The 15,593-nt window shown below is 60.6% G+C and carries 19 protein-coding genes and 1 pseudogene; 13 read left to right on the top strand and 7 right to left on the bottom strand.

The genetic code is table 11. The features are described 5' to 3' along the window. The first annotated feature begins 17 nt into the window (after nt 1–17). The 3 genes from AARI_RS11985 (at nt 18) to AARI_RS11995 (ending at nt 3,336) form a co-directional block, all read left to right on the top strand. The gene (locus tag AARI_RS11985) at nt 18–1,610 is read left to right on the top strand and encodes a fatty acyl-CoA synthetase (protein ID WP_013349557.1); all 1,593 of its coding nucleotides are present in this window, start codon (nt 18–20) and stop codon (nt 1,608–1,610) included. Further along, complete coding sequence (locus tag AARI_RS11990) at nt 1,607–2,806, top strand: acyl-CoA dehydrogenase family protein (RefSeq protein ID WP_013349558.1); 1,200 nt, start codon at nt 1,607–1,609, stop codon at nt 2,804–2,806. Before AARI_RS11985 ends, AARI_RS11990 begins: the two co-directional genes overlap by 4 nt. Nucleotides 2,807–2,871: 65 nt before the next feature. Then, entirely contained in the window at nt 2,872–3,336 is a 465-nt protein-coding gene (locus tag AARI_RS11995; protein WP_013349559.1) for a hypothetical protein, read from the top strand. A gap of 12 nt (nt 3,337–3,348) precedes the next feature. On the opposite strand, the gene AARI_RS12000 is transcribed toward AARI_RS11995, so the two are convergent. The 3 genes from AARI_RS12000 to AARI_RS12010 form a co-directional block, all read right to left on the bottom strand. Next, complete coding sequence (locus AARI_RS12000) at nt 3,349–4,203, bottom strand: MBL fold metallo-hydrolase (RefSeq protein ID WP_049862636.1); 855 nt, start codon at nt 4,201–4,203, stop codon at nt 3,349–3,351. A 26-nt stretch (nt 4,204–4,229) separates the two neighbouring features. Then, nucleotides 4,230–5,195, bottom strand: coding sequence for an RluA family pseudouridine synthase (locus tag AARI_RS12005; RefSeq protein WP_013349561.1), 966 nt, complete (start codon nt 5,193–5,195; stop codon nt 4,230–4,232). A 219-nt stretch (nt 5,196–5,414) separates the two neighbouring features. After that, nucleotides 5,415–5,969, bottom strand: a complete 555-nt coding sequence (locus AARI_RS12010) for a DUF6512 family protein (protein WP_013349562.1) — start codon at nt 5,967–5,969, stop codon at nt 5,415–5,417. A 252-nt stretch (nt 5,970–6,221) separates the two neighbouring features. On the opposite strand from AARI_RS12010, the gene AARI_RS12015 reads away from it, so the two are divergent. The 5 genes from AARI_RS12015 to AARI_RS12030 all read left to right on the top strand — a co-directional run bounded on the left by AARI_RS12015 (nt 6,222) and on the right by AARI_RS12030 (nt 9,013). Continuing rightward, nucleotides 6,222–6,698 (top strand): RCC1 domain-containing protein, encoded by a 477-nt coding sequence (locus AARI_RS12015; protein ID WP_197535083.1) that lies wholly within the window; start codon nt 6,222–6,224, stop codon nt 6,696–6,698. Between the two features lie 45 nt (nt 6,699–6,743). Next, nucleotides 6,744–6,827, top strand: coding sequence for a hypothetical protein (locus AARI_RS20430; RefSeq protein WP_404813046.1), 84 nt, complete (start codon nt 6,744–6,746; stop codon nt 6,825–6,827). Between the two features lie 188 nt (nt 6,828–7,015). Next, entirely contained in the window at nt 7,016–7,699 is a 684-nt protein-coding gene (locus tag AARI_RS12020) for an MSMEG_4193 family putative phosphomutase (protein ID WP_013349565.1), read from the top strand. A 10-nt stretch (nt 7,700–7,709) separates the two neighbouring features. Beyond that, nucleotides 7,710–8,249 carry a DUF3090 domain-containing protein gene (locus AARI_RS12025; RefSeq protein WP_013349566.1) on the top strand — a complete coding sequence of 180 codons (540 nt, stop codon included), beginning with the start codon at nt 7,710–7,712 and terminating at the stop codon, nt 8,247–8,249. After that, nucleotides 8,246–9,013, top strand: coding sequence for an SCO1664 family protein (locus AARI_RS12030; RefSeq protein ID WP_013349567.1), 768 nt, complete (start codon nt 8,246–8,248; stop codon nt 9,011–9,013). Before AARI_RS12025 ends, AARI_RS12030 begins: the two co-directional genes overlap by 4 nt. 21 nt (nt 9,014–9,034) lie before the next feature. Here AARI_RS12030 and AARI_RS12035 read toward each other — a convergent pair whose 3' ends face one another. After that, the gene (locus AARI_RS12035) at nt 9,035–9,664 is read right to left on the bottom strand and encodes a hypothetical protein (RefSeq protein ID WP_013349568.1); all 630 of its coding nucleotides are present in this window, start codon (nt 9,662–9,664) and stop codon (nt 9,035–9,037) included. A 171-nt stretch (nt 9,665–9,835) separates the two neighbouring features. Between AARI_RS12035 and AARI_RS12040 the strand changes: the two genes are divergently transcribed. From AARI_RS12040 to AARI_RS12055, 4 genes are all read left to right on the top strand, one after another. Next, complete coding sequence (locus AARI_RS12040; protein WP_013349569.1) at nt 9,836–10,531, top strand: SDR family NAD(P)-dependent oxidoreductase; 696 nt, start codon at nt 9,836–9,838, stop codon at nt 10,529–10,531. A 95-nt stretch (nt 10,532–10,626) separates the two neighbouring features. Beyond that, entirely contained in the window at nt 10,627–11,466 is an 840-nt protein-coding gene (locus tag AARI_RS12045; protein ID WP_013349570.1) for an alpha/beta fold hydrolase, read from the top strand. A gap of 47 nt (nt 11,467–11,513) precedes the next feature. Continuing rightward, the gene (locus tag AARI_RS12050; protein WP_013349571.1) at nt 11,514–11,900 is read left to right on the top strand and encodes a hypothetical protein; all 387 of its coding nucleotides are present in this window, start codon (nt 11,514–11,516) and stop codon (nt 11,898–11,900) included. Nucleotides 11,901–12,084: 184 nt separating this feature from the next. Further along, nucleotides 12,085–12,378, top strand: a complete 294-nt coding sequence (locus tag AARI_RS12055; RefSeq protein WP_013349572.1) for a DUF4287 domain-containing protein — start codon at nt 12,085–12,087, stop codon at nt 12,376–12,378. Nucleotides 12,379–12,398: 20 nt separating this feature from the next. Here the strand turns inward: AARI_RS12055 and AARI_RS12060 are convergent, their stop codons facing one another. The 3 genes from AARI_RS12060 to AARI_RS20095 all read right to left on the bottom strand — a co-directional run bounded on the left by AARI_RS12060 (nt 12,399) and on the right by AARI_RS20095 (nt 14,195). Then, nucleotides 12,399–12,632 (bottom strand): hypothetical protein, encoded by a 234-nt coding sequence (locus AARI_RS12060; protein ID WP_013349573.1) that lies wholly within the window; start codon nt 12,630–12,632, stop codon nt 12,399–12,401. A 331-nt stretch (nt 12,633–12,963) separates the two neighbouring features. Further along, nucleotides 12,964–13,953, bottom strand: a complete 990-nt coding sequence (locus AARI_RS12065; protein WP_013349574.1) for a Clp protease N-terminal domain-containing protein — start codon at nt 13,951–13,953, stop codon at nt 12,964–12,966. Next, complete coding sequence (locus AARI_RS20095; protein ID WP_013349575.1) at nt 13,950–14,195, bottom strand: hypothetical protein; 246 nt, start codon at nt 14,193–14,195, stop codon at nt 13,950–13,952. The genes AARI_RS12065 and AARI_RS20095 overlap by 4 nt, the downstream gene beginning before the upstream one ends. 173 nt (nt 14,196–14,368) lie before the next feature. Here AARI_RS20095 and AARI_RS12075 point away from each other — a divergent pair. Then, nucleotides 14,369–15,575: pseudogene (locus AARI_RS12075) on the top strand (ISL3 family transposase). Nucleotides 15,576–15,593 lie beyond the last annotated feature (18 nt).

The following is a 15,593-nucleotide window of genomic DNA, read 5'->3' on the forward strand; positions in this document are numbered from 1 at the left end:
AGCAAAGGAAAACCACCGTGAATCCCCTAGCATCCGGCACCCAGTCCAAGTCCCAAGACCAGAACACCATCGATGCCCTGCTGCGCCGGGCGGCGGCCCGCACTCCCAAAGCGGTGGCGCTGAGCTTTGAAGAGCGCAGCTGGGACTACCAGCAGCTCGATGCCGCAGTGCACAGGCTCACCACCCGCCTGCAGCGCGCTGGGCTGCCTGCTGGTTCGCGCGTGGCCGCCTACGCTGCGAATTCTGATGCCTACGCGATCCTGTTCATCGCTTGCGCCGCCTCCGGGCTGGTCCATGTCCCGGTGAACTTCGCCTTGAAGGGCGAAGAGCTGGCCTACCTGCTCAACGATTCCGGCGCCGCACTAGTGATTGCCGATGGCCCGCGCATGGATTTGGTGCAGGAACTGCGCGATGCCCACAAGCTTGAGCAGCTGCAACAAGTCTGGCCGATGCTGCCCGGTGAATCCCCCGGCGTCTCGGTACTTGAAACCGCACTGGATCAAAACGCACCCATCGATGCGAACACCAGCCAGGTTTCAAGCGGTGATCTGGTCCAGCTGCTCTACACCTCGGGCACCACTTCAGCGCCCAAGGGTGCGATGATGACCCATGCTGCGCTGGTCGCCCAATACATCTCGGCTATCATCGCACTGGACTTGGAGGCTTCGGACCGTCCGCTGATCGCCATGCCGCTTTACCATTCGGCGGCCATGCACGTCTTTTTGCTCCCCTATCTATCCTTGGGTGCCAGCATCCGCTTGCTGGCCAAGCCGGATATCGGCCAGATGCTTGAACGCGTGGAAGCAGAGCACATCAACTCGCTGTTCCTGGCCCCGACGGTCTGGGTGCCGCTGAGCAACCACCCGGATCTGGAAACCCGGAACCTGGATTCGCTGGCCAAGGCCCAGTACGGGGCTTCGATCATGCCCACCACGGTGCTGGCCCGGCTGCGCGAGCGCTTCCCGAAAATCGGGTTCTACAACTGCTTCGGCCAGTCCGAACTCGGTCCGCTGTGCACGGTGCTGCGCCCCGAGGAACACGATGCCCGGCCCGCTTCCTGCGGGCGCCCGGTCTTCCATGTCGAAGCGCGGGTCATCAACGCCGAGGGCCAGCTGGCCGAGGCCGGCGAACCAGGAGAAATCCAGTACCGCTCCCCGCAGGTGATGAGCGGATATTGGAACAAGCCGGAGGAAACCGAGCAGGCCTTCACCGACGGCTGGTTCCGTTCCGGAGACCAGGTGGCCAAGGATCGAGGCGGCTACATCCAGGTGGTGGACCGCATCAAGGATGTGATCAACACCGGCGGGGTGCTGGTGGCCCCGCGCGAAGTCGAGGACGCCATCTACGAGTTGCCCGAAGTCGCCGAGGTGGCTGTGGTGGGCATTGATGACCCGCGCTGGATCGAAGCAATCGCTGCGGTCATCGTGCTCAAGGACGACACCCACCTCAGTGCCCAGGCGGTACGCGATCATGTGAAGTCCCGGCTCGCTGGCTACAAGGTCCCCAAACGGGTGGACTTCGTCGCGCAGTTGCCTCGCAACCAGTCCGGAAAACTGCTCAAGCGCCAGCTGCGTGCCGAGCGCACTGGAGTGCAAGGAGCCGGCAATTGACCCGCGACCCATGGCAGGACTATGACCTGTCCTCGGCGCTGGATATCGACTACCTGCAGGCCTTCGGGGCGCTGGATCATGCGGACCGCGTGCATTGGGCCCGCGCCCGGCAATATGGCGAGGAGATCCTGCCGGTAATCAACGAGCACTGGGAGAACGGGCACTACCCGCTGGATTTGGTGCGCCGGATGGGCCAGCTCGATCTGTTCACCGATGGCCTGCAGATTCCGGGCCATGCGCATTTTTCTGCGCTGGCTGCCGGACTGGTGGCGATGGAACTTTCCCGTGCCGATGGCTCGATGGCTGCCGCCGCCGCGGTGCAGGGCGGCCTGGTATTGCGCAGCCTGCGCCTGTTCGGTACCCCGGCACAGCAAGAGCAGTATTTGGAGCCTGTGGCCACCGGCCAGCTATTGGGCGGGTTCGCGCTGACCGAACCGCATCACGGCTCGGATTCGGTGGGCTTGGAATCCAGTGCCCGCAAGGATGGCGATGGGTGGATCCTGAACGGGAACAAGAAGTGGATCGGCAACGGTGCTGCTGGCGGCATCACCCTTGTGTGGGCCCGCGACGAGGCTGATTCCCAGGTTAAGGGATTCATTGTCGAGCAACAGGCCGAAGGCTATGAAGCGGTGCCGGTGCGAGGGAAGGGCGTGCTGCGCGCCATCGAGCAGGCCGAGATCCGGCTCACTGATGTGCGGGTTCCGGACTCGGCGCGGCTCAGCGAAGTTGCTTCCTTCAAGGACGTGTCCAAGGCGCTGGTTGCGACTCGCGTGAATGTTGGCTGGTCAGCTCTGGGCCATGCGCAGTTCGTTTTTGAAGCGGCCTTGCAATACGCCAAGCAACGCTCCCAATTCGGCAAGCCGCTGGGAGCGCACCAAATGGTGCAGGAACGCCTGGCCCAGATGCTCGCGGAGATCACCAACATGCAGCTGCAGTGCGCTGCGGTGGCCGCGGTGCAGGAAGCTGGAGCGCTCAAGGACACCCAGGCTTCGCTGCTGAAGTACCACAACACCCGTGCGGCCCGCCGGGTGGCGGCTACAGCCAGGGATATGCTCGGCGGCAACGGCATTCTGTTGGAGAATCATGTGATTCGCCATTTCGGGGACATCGAGGCTTTGCATACCTACGAGGGAACCGAATCGGTCCAAGCCCTGATTCTTGGCAGGGACCTGACCGGTTTCAGCGCCTTCAGCTGATTTCGCGCAGTACGATAAGAATAATTTTCCGAAGCTGACCAACCGAACACCGCCAAGGAGTGCTCATGCCGTACCTTGTTGATTTCAAAGACGTCTCCACCCAGGGCCTGGAAACCTCCCCGGTATCAGACGCGCTGGCAGGATTGCGTGCCAATGAAGCCCGCTACCTGAAGAACAAGTTCAATCATGATTTTGTGGTGGAGCAAGCTGGCGACGCAACGCAAACCATTGATTGGGTGCACCAGATTCTTGCTGAAGAACGCGATCTGCACATCGTATCCAAGCCCTTGCAGGCCGCTGAATTCGAGGCTGATGGCTCACAGCGAGCCTATGTCTTCTACGAATCCGGGTTGTCCATCAATGTCCTGTACGGGCTGGAGCCAGGTGCCAAGCGCGCCGCCGGCTTCAAGCTCTCCGATGGCATGGAAGTGCCCGAGGAACTGGCGGAAAAGTTCGAGTTCGCCCGCCAGAAATCCAAGCTCGCCGGAACCATCCGCGGCTCGTTCTTCGTGATCAAGAACGAATACTAGTCCTTCACCGCGCTAGCGCGGATCCGGCTCGGTGCCAGGCAGTTGCGCGTAGGCATCAGCGGCAGCTTGTTGCAGGAAATCCTCCGGCCACAGGTTTTTAAGTTCCGCACTGTATGAGATCTGCTCGATGCTCTCGTCCCGTTGATGCGCGTCGCGCAAGGTGGTGGCCAGCAGCTGGAAGCAGTGCAATTGCCGCACTATGAAGTCCCGGTCCACCGGTTCACCATGGCCCGGGACAATGATGTCGCCTGGCTGGATGCGCTCAAGCAATGATTCGAGCACGATGGGCCAGTCCAGGGGGTAGGCTCCGGAGCCGAACATCGGCGGACCGGACTGCTCGATGATATCGCCAAGGAACCACGTATTGGCGTCGGGAATATGGATCGCAAGGTCCGTGTCGGTATGCCCTGCATCCAGCGGAATCAGCTCGACTTCCCGTCCGCCTAAGTTCAGCGTGCAAGGTTGCGCCAGCAAGTGGGTTGGCGGGGTCAGAACCACGCCATCCCAATCCATCTCGGGCTCTGCTTCCGGCGAGCGCTGCACCTTTTCAAGCCGGGGCTTCTCATATTCCTCGAAGTGCGCAGGGATCAGATGATGGCCATAGATGGGAATCGAGTGCTGGGCAAAGAGCTGATTGCCGAAGGTGTGGTCATAATGCGCATGGGTGTTGATGACGGCAACAATCGGCAGGTCGAAACGTGCCGAGACATCATCAATGATTTCCTGTGCCTCACACGCGTTATTGCGGGTATCGATAACCGTCAGGCCGTGCTCGCCGAGCACCGCCCCGACGGTGATGTCCAACGGATCATAACGCCGCTGGAAAACTCGCTGGGCTACCTGCTTCCACTGTCCTTCGGCCATCATGTCCCGCCTTGCCAGAGTTGATTGGGCTAGAGCCCTGCCTTCAGCAGCTGCTTCCAGCGCTGCGGCATGGGGGCCTCGACGACCAGTTCCTGGCCGTCGGGCTTGGGAATCACCAGCTTAGTCGCATGCAAGAAGAGCCCGCGACCCCCTAGCTGTTCGACACGGCTGTTGAACTTGGCAAAACCGTACCGGTCGTCTCCGGCAATCGGGTGCCCTTCGCTTTGCAAGTGGACCCGGATCTGGTGCTTGCGTCCGGTCATCAGCTGCACATCCAAAATAGTGGCGCGCTTCCCTACCCGCTGCTGTACCCATACCCGGGTTTCAGCACGCTGGCCCGTTGGATCTGCGACCATGCGGTCAGCCAGGCGCAGCAGCGGAGTATGGATAACTGCAGTGTCCTCATTCCAGCTGCCGGCAACCAGCGCCAGATAGTGCCTTTCAATTTCATCTTCCCGATCGCGCAGCATCTCGTGCAGATAGCGCAGAATGCTCGGGGTCTTGGCCAGCACCAGCAGTCCAGAAGTATCCCGGTCCAGTCGGTGGCTCAGCTCAAGATCGGGCAGTTCCGGGCGCAGCTGGCGGAATGCCTCGATGACGCCGGCTGGATTATCGGTGCCCTTGTGCACCGGAATGCCAGCGGGCTTGTCGATCACCAGCACATCTTCGTCCTCGTGCACCACGGTATTGCGCAGGCGCTTGAGCAGCGCTGGCGGGACCTCGATGCGCGGTTCGCGGGTTGGCTGGGCGTGGAATGCCGGCAGAGTGATCTTGTCATTTGCCGCCAGCCGGTAGCCTTCTTGGACTTTCTTCCCGTTGACCCGCAGTTGTCCCTTGCGCATGAGCTTGAACATCTGCCCTGCTGGCATGGATTTGAGCGCGGAACGCAGGTACTTCTCGATGCGCCGTCCAGTGTGCTCGCTGTCGATGACGATGGTTTCGATCTTCGCCGAACGATCGGCGGCGAGGTCTGGATGCGGATCTGCTCCAGGCAAAAAATATCACTCCATTTAGCTGCCGGACCCGTCAGCGGGATCCTGGCTACGCCGGATGCGGCGTACGGTCAACATCGGTTCCGGAAAACAAGTTGCGCCTGTGCACTCCGGATTTGGCCAACCTTCATCGTACCCCGGGACCTTGGCCGCTTTGGAACCGGAAGACGTGCAGAGGACTGATCTCACATCAACCCAGTACCGGGCGTTTCAGCCTGGGTGCTAGTTGTCTTCCGGGTGGGCATCCAGTCCATAGCGCTGGTTCAGCGGATCAACGAACAGATCCGGTTCATTAGGCGGAGCATAGGTGTAGCGGATGAAGGCTACCCCGAGCGGCAGCAAGAGCAGCACGCTGATCCCAATGCTCCAGATGCTCGCTGCCAGCTCGGTGGCCACCAGTGCGAAGATCATCAGCGCCAGCCCAACGGTGATGGCAAAGACCGCGATATCCAGCCAGAGCAGGTTCTTCCCGGTGATCGACTTGTAGCCGAAGACCATGGCGACCATGGAAACCGGAACCGAGTACAGTGCAGCGGTCATTGCCGGGATGAACCCCAGGATCTGCCATCCACCCAAAGCGAAGAGTCCAACCAGCCACAGCAGCACCGGCCAGAACGCGATCTTGATATGTTCCCAATAGCTCTCGTTCACCGCGGCGAATACCGCCACGACCTTGTTGTGCCCCGACCAGTCATAGGCAAAATGCAGCAGCGAGCCGACGAGCACAAGTGGGATGATAGCCCACGCATTGAGTACCAGCAGATTCGTTGTATCCATACGGTAACCATAAGCGATTGGCTTGGTCGCCTCTGGCTTGGAAGACACAGGAGACCTGCCGCAATCCAGTGTCTTGGATAAGGGCCTGTCGCTAGGCTGGAAACCTGACAAACCCTATCGGCCATCGGTAGGCTCCATCCCAGCGTTGCTTTGCCGGGAGCATCCGCCGCCACTTCAAGGAGTGCTCTGCAGGTTGGAGCCCAAGTACGATGGGCAGCGGACGAGGCACCCCGGGCAGACTTGGAGGAACCGATGACTCTCATGGCAGCCGGGCGCAGGCATTCGGTGGCACTGCGACAGGACGGCGCCGTGCTGGCCACCGGCAATAACCGGGCCGGCGAGTGTTCTATCGACCAGTGGTCGGCGATCACCAGCGTAGCGGCCGGTAATGTTCATGCGGCGCGCAACACCGGCCGTTCGCACACCGTAGGGCTTCGCGCCGACGGCACGGCGCTTGCCACCGGCAATAACCAACGGGGCCAATGCTCCGTGGCCAGCTGGAGCGGCCTGCAAGCGATAGCCGCGGGTCAACTGCATACTGTCGGGCTGCGCACCGACGGCACCGTCGTGGCCACTGGCGACCAGCGAAGCGGGGCGTGCGAAGTGCAAAACTGGAATGCGGTGACCACGCTTTGCGCCGGCAGCCAGCACACCGTGGCCCTGCGCAGCGATGGCATGGTGCTGGCCACCGGGGACAACTCGTTTGGCCAGTGCAATGTGGGTTCATGATCGAAGGTCATCGCCATTGCCGCCGGTTCATTGCATACCCTCGGCTTGCTCACCGACGGCACCTTCGTGGCCACTGGCAGTAACAGCGACGGGCAATGCGATGTCGTCGGGTGGATGGTCCGGGACTGACCCGCCTGCTGGTGCGACGGCGCACAGCCCGCGGATTCCGGCGCCAAGGATCCCGACTTCCATGCATCCTCCTGTCGTGGTTTCCCTGCTCATTGCTTCGGCACCCCTGCACACTGCAAACCCCCTTTCACCGGACAACATGCCGTCAGGACATCGCGTGGGGACCCAGTGGTGGCTAGGCTGGGAACATGGCCACAGTTATTCTCGTGCGGCATGGCCGCACTACCGCCAACGCCAGCGGCGTATTGGCTGGACGCACCCCGTCGGTGTTCTTGGACCACACCGGCGAAGAACAGGCGATGCGTACCGCCGAACGCCTCGCGACCCTGCCCTTGGCAGCGGTGGTCACCAGCCCGCTGGAACGCTGCGTGCAGACCGCCAACTTCGCATTGCAGCGTCAGGAGAACGCGCCTGAATTGCTCATCGAGCCAGAGATCTCCGAATGCGACTACGGACTGTGGCAGGGCCGCACGCTGCAGGACTTGGCTGGCGAAGATCTATGGAAGCAAGTGCAATCCACCCCCTCCGCGGTGACCTTCCCCGAGGGTGAATCCATGGCCGGGATGCAGGCACGCGCTGTGGCGGCAATCAGGCGCCACGATGCTGCAGTGGAAGCCGAGCATGGGACCGGCGCAGTGTGGGCGGCCTTCAGCCATGGCGATATCATCAAGTCGGTATTGGCCGATGCGCTGGGAATGCATCTGGACCTGTTCCAGCGGCTGAATGCGGGACCAGCTTCCGTATCAATCGTGCACTACGGCGCCGGGGCGCCCCGGGTGTACTCCATCAATACCGATGCCGGAGATCTCTCATGGCTCGCCCCAGGACTCAAGGCAGCGGATGCCCCGGTCGGTGGCGGCGCAGGACACTAAGGAAACTGAAATGACAGCAACAGTCAACGAATTCAATTGGCCAGACCGCATTGTCATCGGCACCATCGGCGAGCCCGGCTCCCGCACCTTCTACCTCCAGGCCCGGGCTGGTTCCGAGCTGGCCAGCATCGCCTTGGAAAAGCAGCAGGCCGCAGTGGTCGCTGAGATGATCGATGAAATCCTTGATCAGCTCTCCACCGTCGAGGGCAATCCCTTCAGCGTTCCGGAGCACACCCCCGTGGAATTGGTGGATAACGAAGCGCTGGAAGAAGTCGATGAGTTATTCCGCGTCGGATCGATGAATCTGGGATGGGACGCCAGCGTGGCGCAAGTAGTGTTGGAAGCTTTCTCCTTGAATGAGGAAGACGAAGAGACCTACGACCCCGATGGCCCCGGTGCTCTGATGCGGGTTCGCATGCCGGTAGGCACAGCACGCGCCTTCGCCATGCGCACCCATGAGATCGTCGCGGCAGGCAGGCCAATGTGCGCCAACTGCGGTTATCCGATTGATCCAGATGGACATACCTGCCAGGACGAGAACGGCCAATGAGCTCTTCGGATCTGCTCACCGCGCAGCTGGAACTGACCGGCCGCATCACCACCGCATCCAACGCCACGTTCCTGGGGAATATCGGCAACTCCAAGGTGGTGTACAAACCGATCGCCGGGGAACAGCCGCTGTGGGACTTCCCGCACGGTACCTTGGCCTCTCGGGAGATCGCGGCCTATCTAGTTTCCGAAGCCTTGGGATGGAATCTGGTGCCGCGCACCTGGTTGCGCGATGGGCGGTTTGGCGAAGGCATGGTGCAGCTGTGGCAGGACACCGACCCAGCACAGCATCCGGTGGACATCGTCCCCACCAGCAGCCTGCCAGCCGCCGGCTTGCTGCGAGTCCTTGATGGGCAGGATGAAGCCGGACAGCAGATGAGCCTGGTGCATGAAGACACCGTTTCACTACGACGCATGGCAGTCTTTGATGTCTTAGTGAACAACGCGGACCGCAAAGGCGACCACGTTCTAGCCATGGCCGATGGCCATAGGTTCGGTGTGGACCATGGGCTGTGCTTCAACGAAGAGCACAAGCTGCGCACGGTGCTGTGGGGTTGGGATGGGCAGTCCCTGTCCGAAGACGAGCTTGCTGGCATCACCCGAGTCATCGAAGCGCTGGAGGCAGAACTTGGCGCGGAGTTGGCGGAACTGCTGACCGCTGAGGAAATAGCGGCCTTTTCCCGTCGTTGCCAGTCGCTAGTGGATGATGCGCATTTCCCGGCGCCCCACGGTCAAATGCCAGCGGTGCCCTGGCCATTGTTCTAAGACCTTGGCCACGAGCTACCTTCAGCGAGCTGTGAAAAGGCTACGCGCTGAGTTGATCAGCCACATGACTTCGCTGGTCTTCATCCCAGCGACGCCAGGTACGTAGATGTTCGGATGGTGGCGGTTCCATATCGAACCGGTGGCCGGGGAGACCCGTGGGCGCAGCTCGTACGCGAGCAGTTGATTGACGTTATGGTAGCCGGCGGCGGTCAATGGCATCACTGCCCTGCGGGTGTAGGAAGAATCGTGTTCGGCGCGCACCATCTGGTGCTCGGCCAGGCCGAAGTCCTGCCACGGGATGGGTCCCACCCCACGCAAGGTCAGTCCATTGGCGTCGAGGATTACTGGCAGAGACTCAACCTCGCGATACCGGTTGCGCACCCGATGCCAGTGCAGCACCAGTGATCCCATCGCGGTCAGCATGGCCAGGCACCCGAGAAAGCCGAAAACTGAACCTGCCGAGACTTCCATGCCGGTGAAAATGAGTACGGGAAAACCAACAAAGACTCCCACTGCAAGCAAGCCGATCAACCCAAGCAGGACCATGACCAGCGATTTCAATGCTTTGGACCAGCTCGCCGGTTCGCCTTCCAAGCAGATGCGTCCGGTGGCTTGCAAGGTATCCCACGCTTGGCTTGGACCTGTTTGCACGCGAACAACTTCTCCTGGGGCTTTGTCGCGGATGCTGTCCGCAGTATTCCAACTAATAATCTATACGATTGCCATTTTACCAACCATCACAAGTTCAGGAATAACGGCCAGTGCATCAACATTGTTACCGGATAGTAGGCAAATTACTTTTCCGGAACAGGAGATCCACGCATGAGCGCACTGGTGATCGTAGGAGCAGGCCCAGGACTTGGCCTCAGCGTTGCTGAGAAATTCGGCAGGAAGAATTTCGATGTAGCCTTGATTGCCAGAAATCAGGACAATCTCGATGCCCTGCAGAACTCACTTTCCAAGCTCAACATCAAAAGCTCCGGCTTCGCTGCCGATGTCACCGACGAGCAGCAACTAGATAAGGCCTTTACCCAGATTCGCGAAGCCTTTGGGCAGATCGACGTCTTGATCTACAACGCCGCTGTCATCGCACCGGTATCCGCCATCGACACCACTGCCGACATGGCCAACCAGCACCTGCAGGTGAACATCATCGGCGGCATCGCCAGCGCACAGCAGGTCATCCCTCAGATGGTTGAGCGCAAGGACGGAGCCATTTTCTTCACCAGCGGTGGATCGAGCGACCTGACTGCCACGCCAATCTTGACGACCTTGAGCATCGGAAAGTCAGGACTGCGCGCCTACGCCCACTGCCTGCACGAAGAGCTATCTGGCCACGGCGTGCATGTGGGGATGCTTTCCATTGCCGGAGTCATCGAAGAAGGAACTTACTTCTCCCCCGACAAGATCGCTGACGAATACATCGACATGTATGAGCAGCGCGATGGTGCAGAACGCTTCTATATCGATCCGTCACAGGATTCGGCAGCAGCGCTGAAGGAAACCTACAGCGAATAGCCTCAGCGCTCCCCTATCGTCAGCAAGCCGCCGGCTCTTGACCGACGCCCGCCCACAGGTCATTCTTGGAACCGGATAACCAAGGCGGGTCACTCATGAGTACGGTTGAAGTCAACGGTGTGGTTTTCGGAATCAATTCCTTCGGCAACGAGGAAGATCCATTGGTCTTGCTCATCGGAAGCACCACGATGCTCTCGTGGCCTGATGCATTCTGCGAAGCTCTGGCCGCGGGAGGACGCCATGCCGTGCGCTATGATCTGCGGGATTCTGGCGATTCAACGGCAGGGAACCCCATGAAGCCCGCCTATGATCTGCGTGATCTGGCTGCCGATGCTGCTGCTCTGGCTGCTCATTTGGACGATCGACCGGCGCATCTGGCAGGAATCGGTGTCAGCGGAATGGTCGCGCAGGTGGCGGCGTTGGATCATCCCGGCTCTTTTGACGCGCTGACATTGGTTGGGACCCGTCCGGTGGCACCCGGACCGGTGGATGACGACTTGCCCGATCACGATCAGGCAACCATGGGCAAGCTGTTTTCCCGGCCGATGCCCGATTGGATGGACCGCGAAGCCGTGGCCCGGCGCTCAGCCGAAGGTTCGCAGATTCTTGGCAATGACCACCAAACTGCCAAGGTCCTTGCTGGTCGAATCTGGGACCGCACGGCGGGCTCCACGCCGGAAGTGCACATGGCAAACCAAATCGGAATCGTCTTCTCCAAGCTGGACTGCACTCCGCGCTGGCGCGAGCGGCTGCCCGAGCTGGAAATCCCAACCCTGGTGATCCATGGTGCGAAGGATCCGTTCTTCCCCGTAGGCAATGGCGAAGCCTTGGCGCGGGAAATTCCGAATGCTTCCCTGCTCGTTTTGGAGAACGCTTCGACCGTCATTCCGCCGTCCGACTTCGGTGAAGTTGCGGCCGCGATGCTGCAGCTCTAGGGATGCTTGCATCCAGTTCCTTGTCACGTCTGGTATAGGCTGTTCCCATGGATAGCCGACCGGTCCGAGACAAGGGCGACGAATTCCGTCCTGACGAGCTGGAGCTCCTGGCTTTGCTGTGCAGCGGCAGCGACGATGAATCGGCAAAGGCGCGCCAGCAATTGAAGTATGCCCGTTGGGGCGGTTACCAATTCGACGACTGCGATTGCTTTTGCATCTCTTTTCCCAGCAAGCGAGATTGCGAAAGCGTCCGCCACGCTGGCGGGCCATTCTCCACCGCTGCTGTGTCCAAGGATGGCACGGTCCTTGGGCTTCTGGATCTGTGGCTGCTCGACGGCTACCTCCACTCAGTCGAATACATGCCGTTTGAAGACGACCCGGGACACCTTCCAACCACCCGGGACTACACTCTGGAATTCAGCGGCCGGAACTAGGTTCCACGCTCTGGCCGCTGACAGGTCTTATCTGTTCTTAGACGCACGTCTTGACTTGCCTATCGGCCACCTCATCCAGCCTGGGCGTTGCAGGCCTGGCGCTCTGCGATCATTTCCCCTATGCGCAGCGGTCGATCAGGACTAGGATTCTGGGCAAGCTTCCGTGCATTCGAAAGGTTTAGCCATGTCTTTCCAAGCTTATTTGGACACGATAGAAAAGAAGACCGGGCTCACGCCCCGCCAGCTGCTGGAGATTGCCCGCGAAAAAGGACTTGGCCAAGAAGGTGTCAAAGCAGCGGAGATTTTGGATTGGCTCAAGGAGGACTACCAACTGGGCCGGGGCCATGGCATGGCGCTGGTCCATGTCATCCAGAAGGGACCGAACATCTCCAGCAAACACGTCGGATCCGGCGGCATGCACAATGACGACTCAGCTGTTCTGTGGCTGGACGGCATCGCAACCAAGCCTTCGAACTGAATTTGCCAAAGGAAAAGCTGCTAGAGCTTCTGCTCGCCTGCCTCGGTCTGCGCGTCTTTTCGTTGGTCTCGTACTGCACTGGTAGCAGCCGTAGCTAGAGCAATCACCAATGCGATCCAGAAGCTACCCAGTGCTTCGATCATCGTTCTGCCCGAAATCAGGCAATAGGCAACGACGAAGAGGGCCAACCCTGCAATCGAGACACCAAGATACACCGCGATGCGCCGCCAGGTGGCCTTGCCGAGTCTTCTCATTCGTTTCTAACCAATTCAAGATGCCGCTGGCAGCTGGCCCTGCATGTACCTGCCGGCAGTTGCTGCGGGGCTTCGAAATTATTTATCCCATTAGAGCATGCGGTTGGGATTCCTGAATTCTCAAGACTTCTCGGCTGCTTGAGCTATTTGTTGTTCGGACATGAACCGCAAATGCCGGTGGACCACCTTTCGCGCCCGTGGCAATGGCATCCGCTGAGGTTCCGGGGCTCAGGCAACTGCGATGCCATCCAACACGGCTAACAAGTACGCGGCCTCCTCGATGTTGCGGCTGCACGTATCTGGACATGCCTATTGCCGTGAGGCCAGACTCTTAGCGGTAATACCGGCTAATGGCAGCTGCGATATGGAATCGGTAGGTCCACAACCCGAATTTCTGAACCGGAAGCAAAGCTATCCATTTGATCTTCTGCCAACCGCGCCGACGATTCGGCGTGATCCGTACCGAAAGCTGGGTGCCGCCAGTTGTTTCCTGCAACCCGAATTCAACCACCGCCCCGCAGGCTTGTGGGGAGTCGATGTAATTGAATGACCAGGCCAGGCTTCCTGCTTGCTGCGGCTGGGTCCGTCGGACAAGACGGCGTCGGAATTCCGGCCTAACTTCTACGGGTTTCCCATTCGGCCAGATAGTCGGAGCGGTGACAATCCACTGTTCGTTGACATCCTCCTCAGCGGTTGAGGCCTCGATAGTTCCAGCGCGTTGGTCCCAGATAGTGATGTTCTGCGGATCATCCAGGAAGTTCCGGACCGTTTCTACCGGCGCCATGATGAACGCACCGCTAGTTCCAGCAGCTGGCCTGCGCCCTGAGATCCCGGTGTTGGACCCACCAACTGGCTTTGCCTCTTGTTGGGCCAGCGCTTGGGATACTTGCTGGACAGATACACCGAGGCGTTCGAGAATGCTGGTGATCATCCCGCTGGGTTCTTCCAGCAACTCACCCAGCACTGCCGATGCGTCTCCGCTCTTACCCTTCTTGCTGGAGCTGACCAGCAAGTCCGTGGCGCGTTTGGTGAGTTCGAAGCCGTCTAATTCATGGAAAACTATGCGACCTGCTTCTGGAAATTCAGCATCGATGCCAAGAGAAGACAGCTGGGCATTGTGCTGCTGCTGAACTGCTTCCCTTGCTGCCGTCAGGGTGATGCCCAAGTCACGAAGGGCCCGGCCAGCAGCTTGCTCACTGAGCACAAGCGCCAGGAACAGGTGCTCGATATCAGCGTCACGTGCCCCAGTGCGCGAAGCTTCCTCCAGAGCGGATACAGAAAGCCCATGGCTGGTTTGGGCAGAAAGGGCGAATTTGCTCATGTTTTCCTCCGGGGAATCGGAATTGAGGGATCTACTCGTCTGGCGTGCTTCTTATGCACAGCCTGCCGGCTGACGCCCAGAGCATCTGCAATTTGCTGCCAGCTCATACCTGAACGCAATGCGGATTCCACCTGGCGCAGTTCAAGCTGGTCAGTCAGAACGCGCAATGAAGCTATCGCCCGCAGACCAGTTTTCGGATCGCTGGTATCGGCCGCAGCCGACGCAATTTGAGATGACTCCACTCTGTCAACCTATGTTGCTACCGACCTGATGTCAACAAAAGTTGCTTAAATGGCTCTTCACAGATGAGGGTGTAGCGCGTAGTCAAGGATCGAACGGCGTGGCGCTGCCCGGGTAGGCATCGAGGCCTTCCGATGATGGAAGTTCTCACACTGCCCATCTGGAAGACCTCGACGTGCCTGACGCTACCTTCACCGACCCTGACCTGACCATGTTCTGCCGCTTGAATGAGCTCGGCCTTGAGGCCACCGGTCAGCGCCTCGAGCCCGCCGGTGCGGTCCTGGCCTGTCGAGTCGTCGAACCCGACCGCTGGTGCCGACGCTGTGGCTGTGAAGGAACCGCGCGCGGCACGGTTGTCCGCCGGCTGGCCCACGAGCCGTTGGGGTGGCGTCCGACGACGTTGGAGGTCACGGTCCGCCGCTACCGGTGCACCGGCTGCGGCCACGTGTGGCGCCAAGACACGTCTTTGGCGGCCGAGCCACGCGCGAAGCTCTCCCGGCGAGGGCTGGCGTGGGCGCTGGAGGGCATCGTCATCGCCCACCTGACGGTCGCGCGGGTCGCTGAGGGGCTCGGGGTTGCGTGGAACACCGCCAACGATGCCGTCCTGGCCCAGGGCACACGCGTCCTGATCGAGGACCCGAACCGCTTCGACGGCGTCCGCGTGCTCGGCGTCGACGAGCACGTCTGGCGGCTCCAAGCGAGTCTTCAAGGAGTGGCTCGCCGCTCGCCCTCAGGCATGGCGTGAGGCCATCGAAGTCGTCGCGATGGATGGCTTCACCGGGTTCAAGAGCGCCACCGCCGAGGAACTGCCCGACGCGGCTGCGGTGATGGATCCCTTCCACGTCGTGCGCCTTGCCGGTGATGCCCTCGACCAGTGCCGACGCCGAGTCCAGCAGGAACTGCACGGGCACCGCGGCCGCAAAGACGACCCGCTCTACCGTGCGCGTAGAACGTTGCACACCGGCGCGGGCCTGCTCACCGACAAGCAGCAGACCCGCCTGCAGGAGCTGTTCGTGCTCGAGGAGCACGTGCCCGTCGAGGCGACCTGGGGGATCTACCAGCGGATGATCGCGGCCTACCGCGAGAAGGACCGATCCCTCGGCCGCGCGGCGATGGAGGCGCTCATCGACGCCGTCAGCCAAGACGTCCCCGCCGGGCTGGACGAGTTGCGCAAGCTCGGTCGGACCCTGAAGGCTCGCGCCACCGACGTGCTGGCCTACTTCGAGCGGCCTGGCACCAGCAATGGCCCCACAGAGGCGATCAACGGACGCCTGGAGCACCTGCGCGGCTCGGCCCTGGGCTTCCGCAACCTGACCAACTACATCGCCAGATCCCTGCTCGAGTCCGGCGGATTCAGACCTCAACTACACCCTCATCTGTGAAGAGCCGCTTTAGACATC

Source organism: Glutamicibacter arilaitensis Re117 (assembly GCF_000197735.1).
In the GTDB taxonomy this organism is placed as follows: Bacteria; Actinomycetota; Actinomycetes; order Actinomycetales; family Micrococcaceae; genus Glutamicibacter; species Glutamicibacter arilaitensis.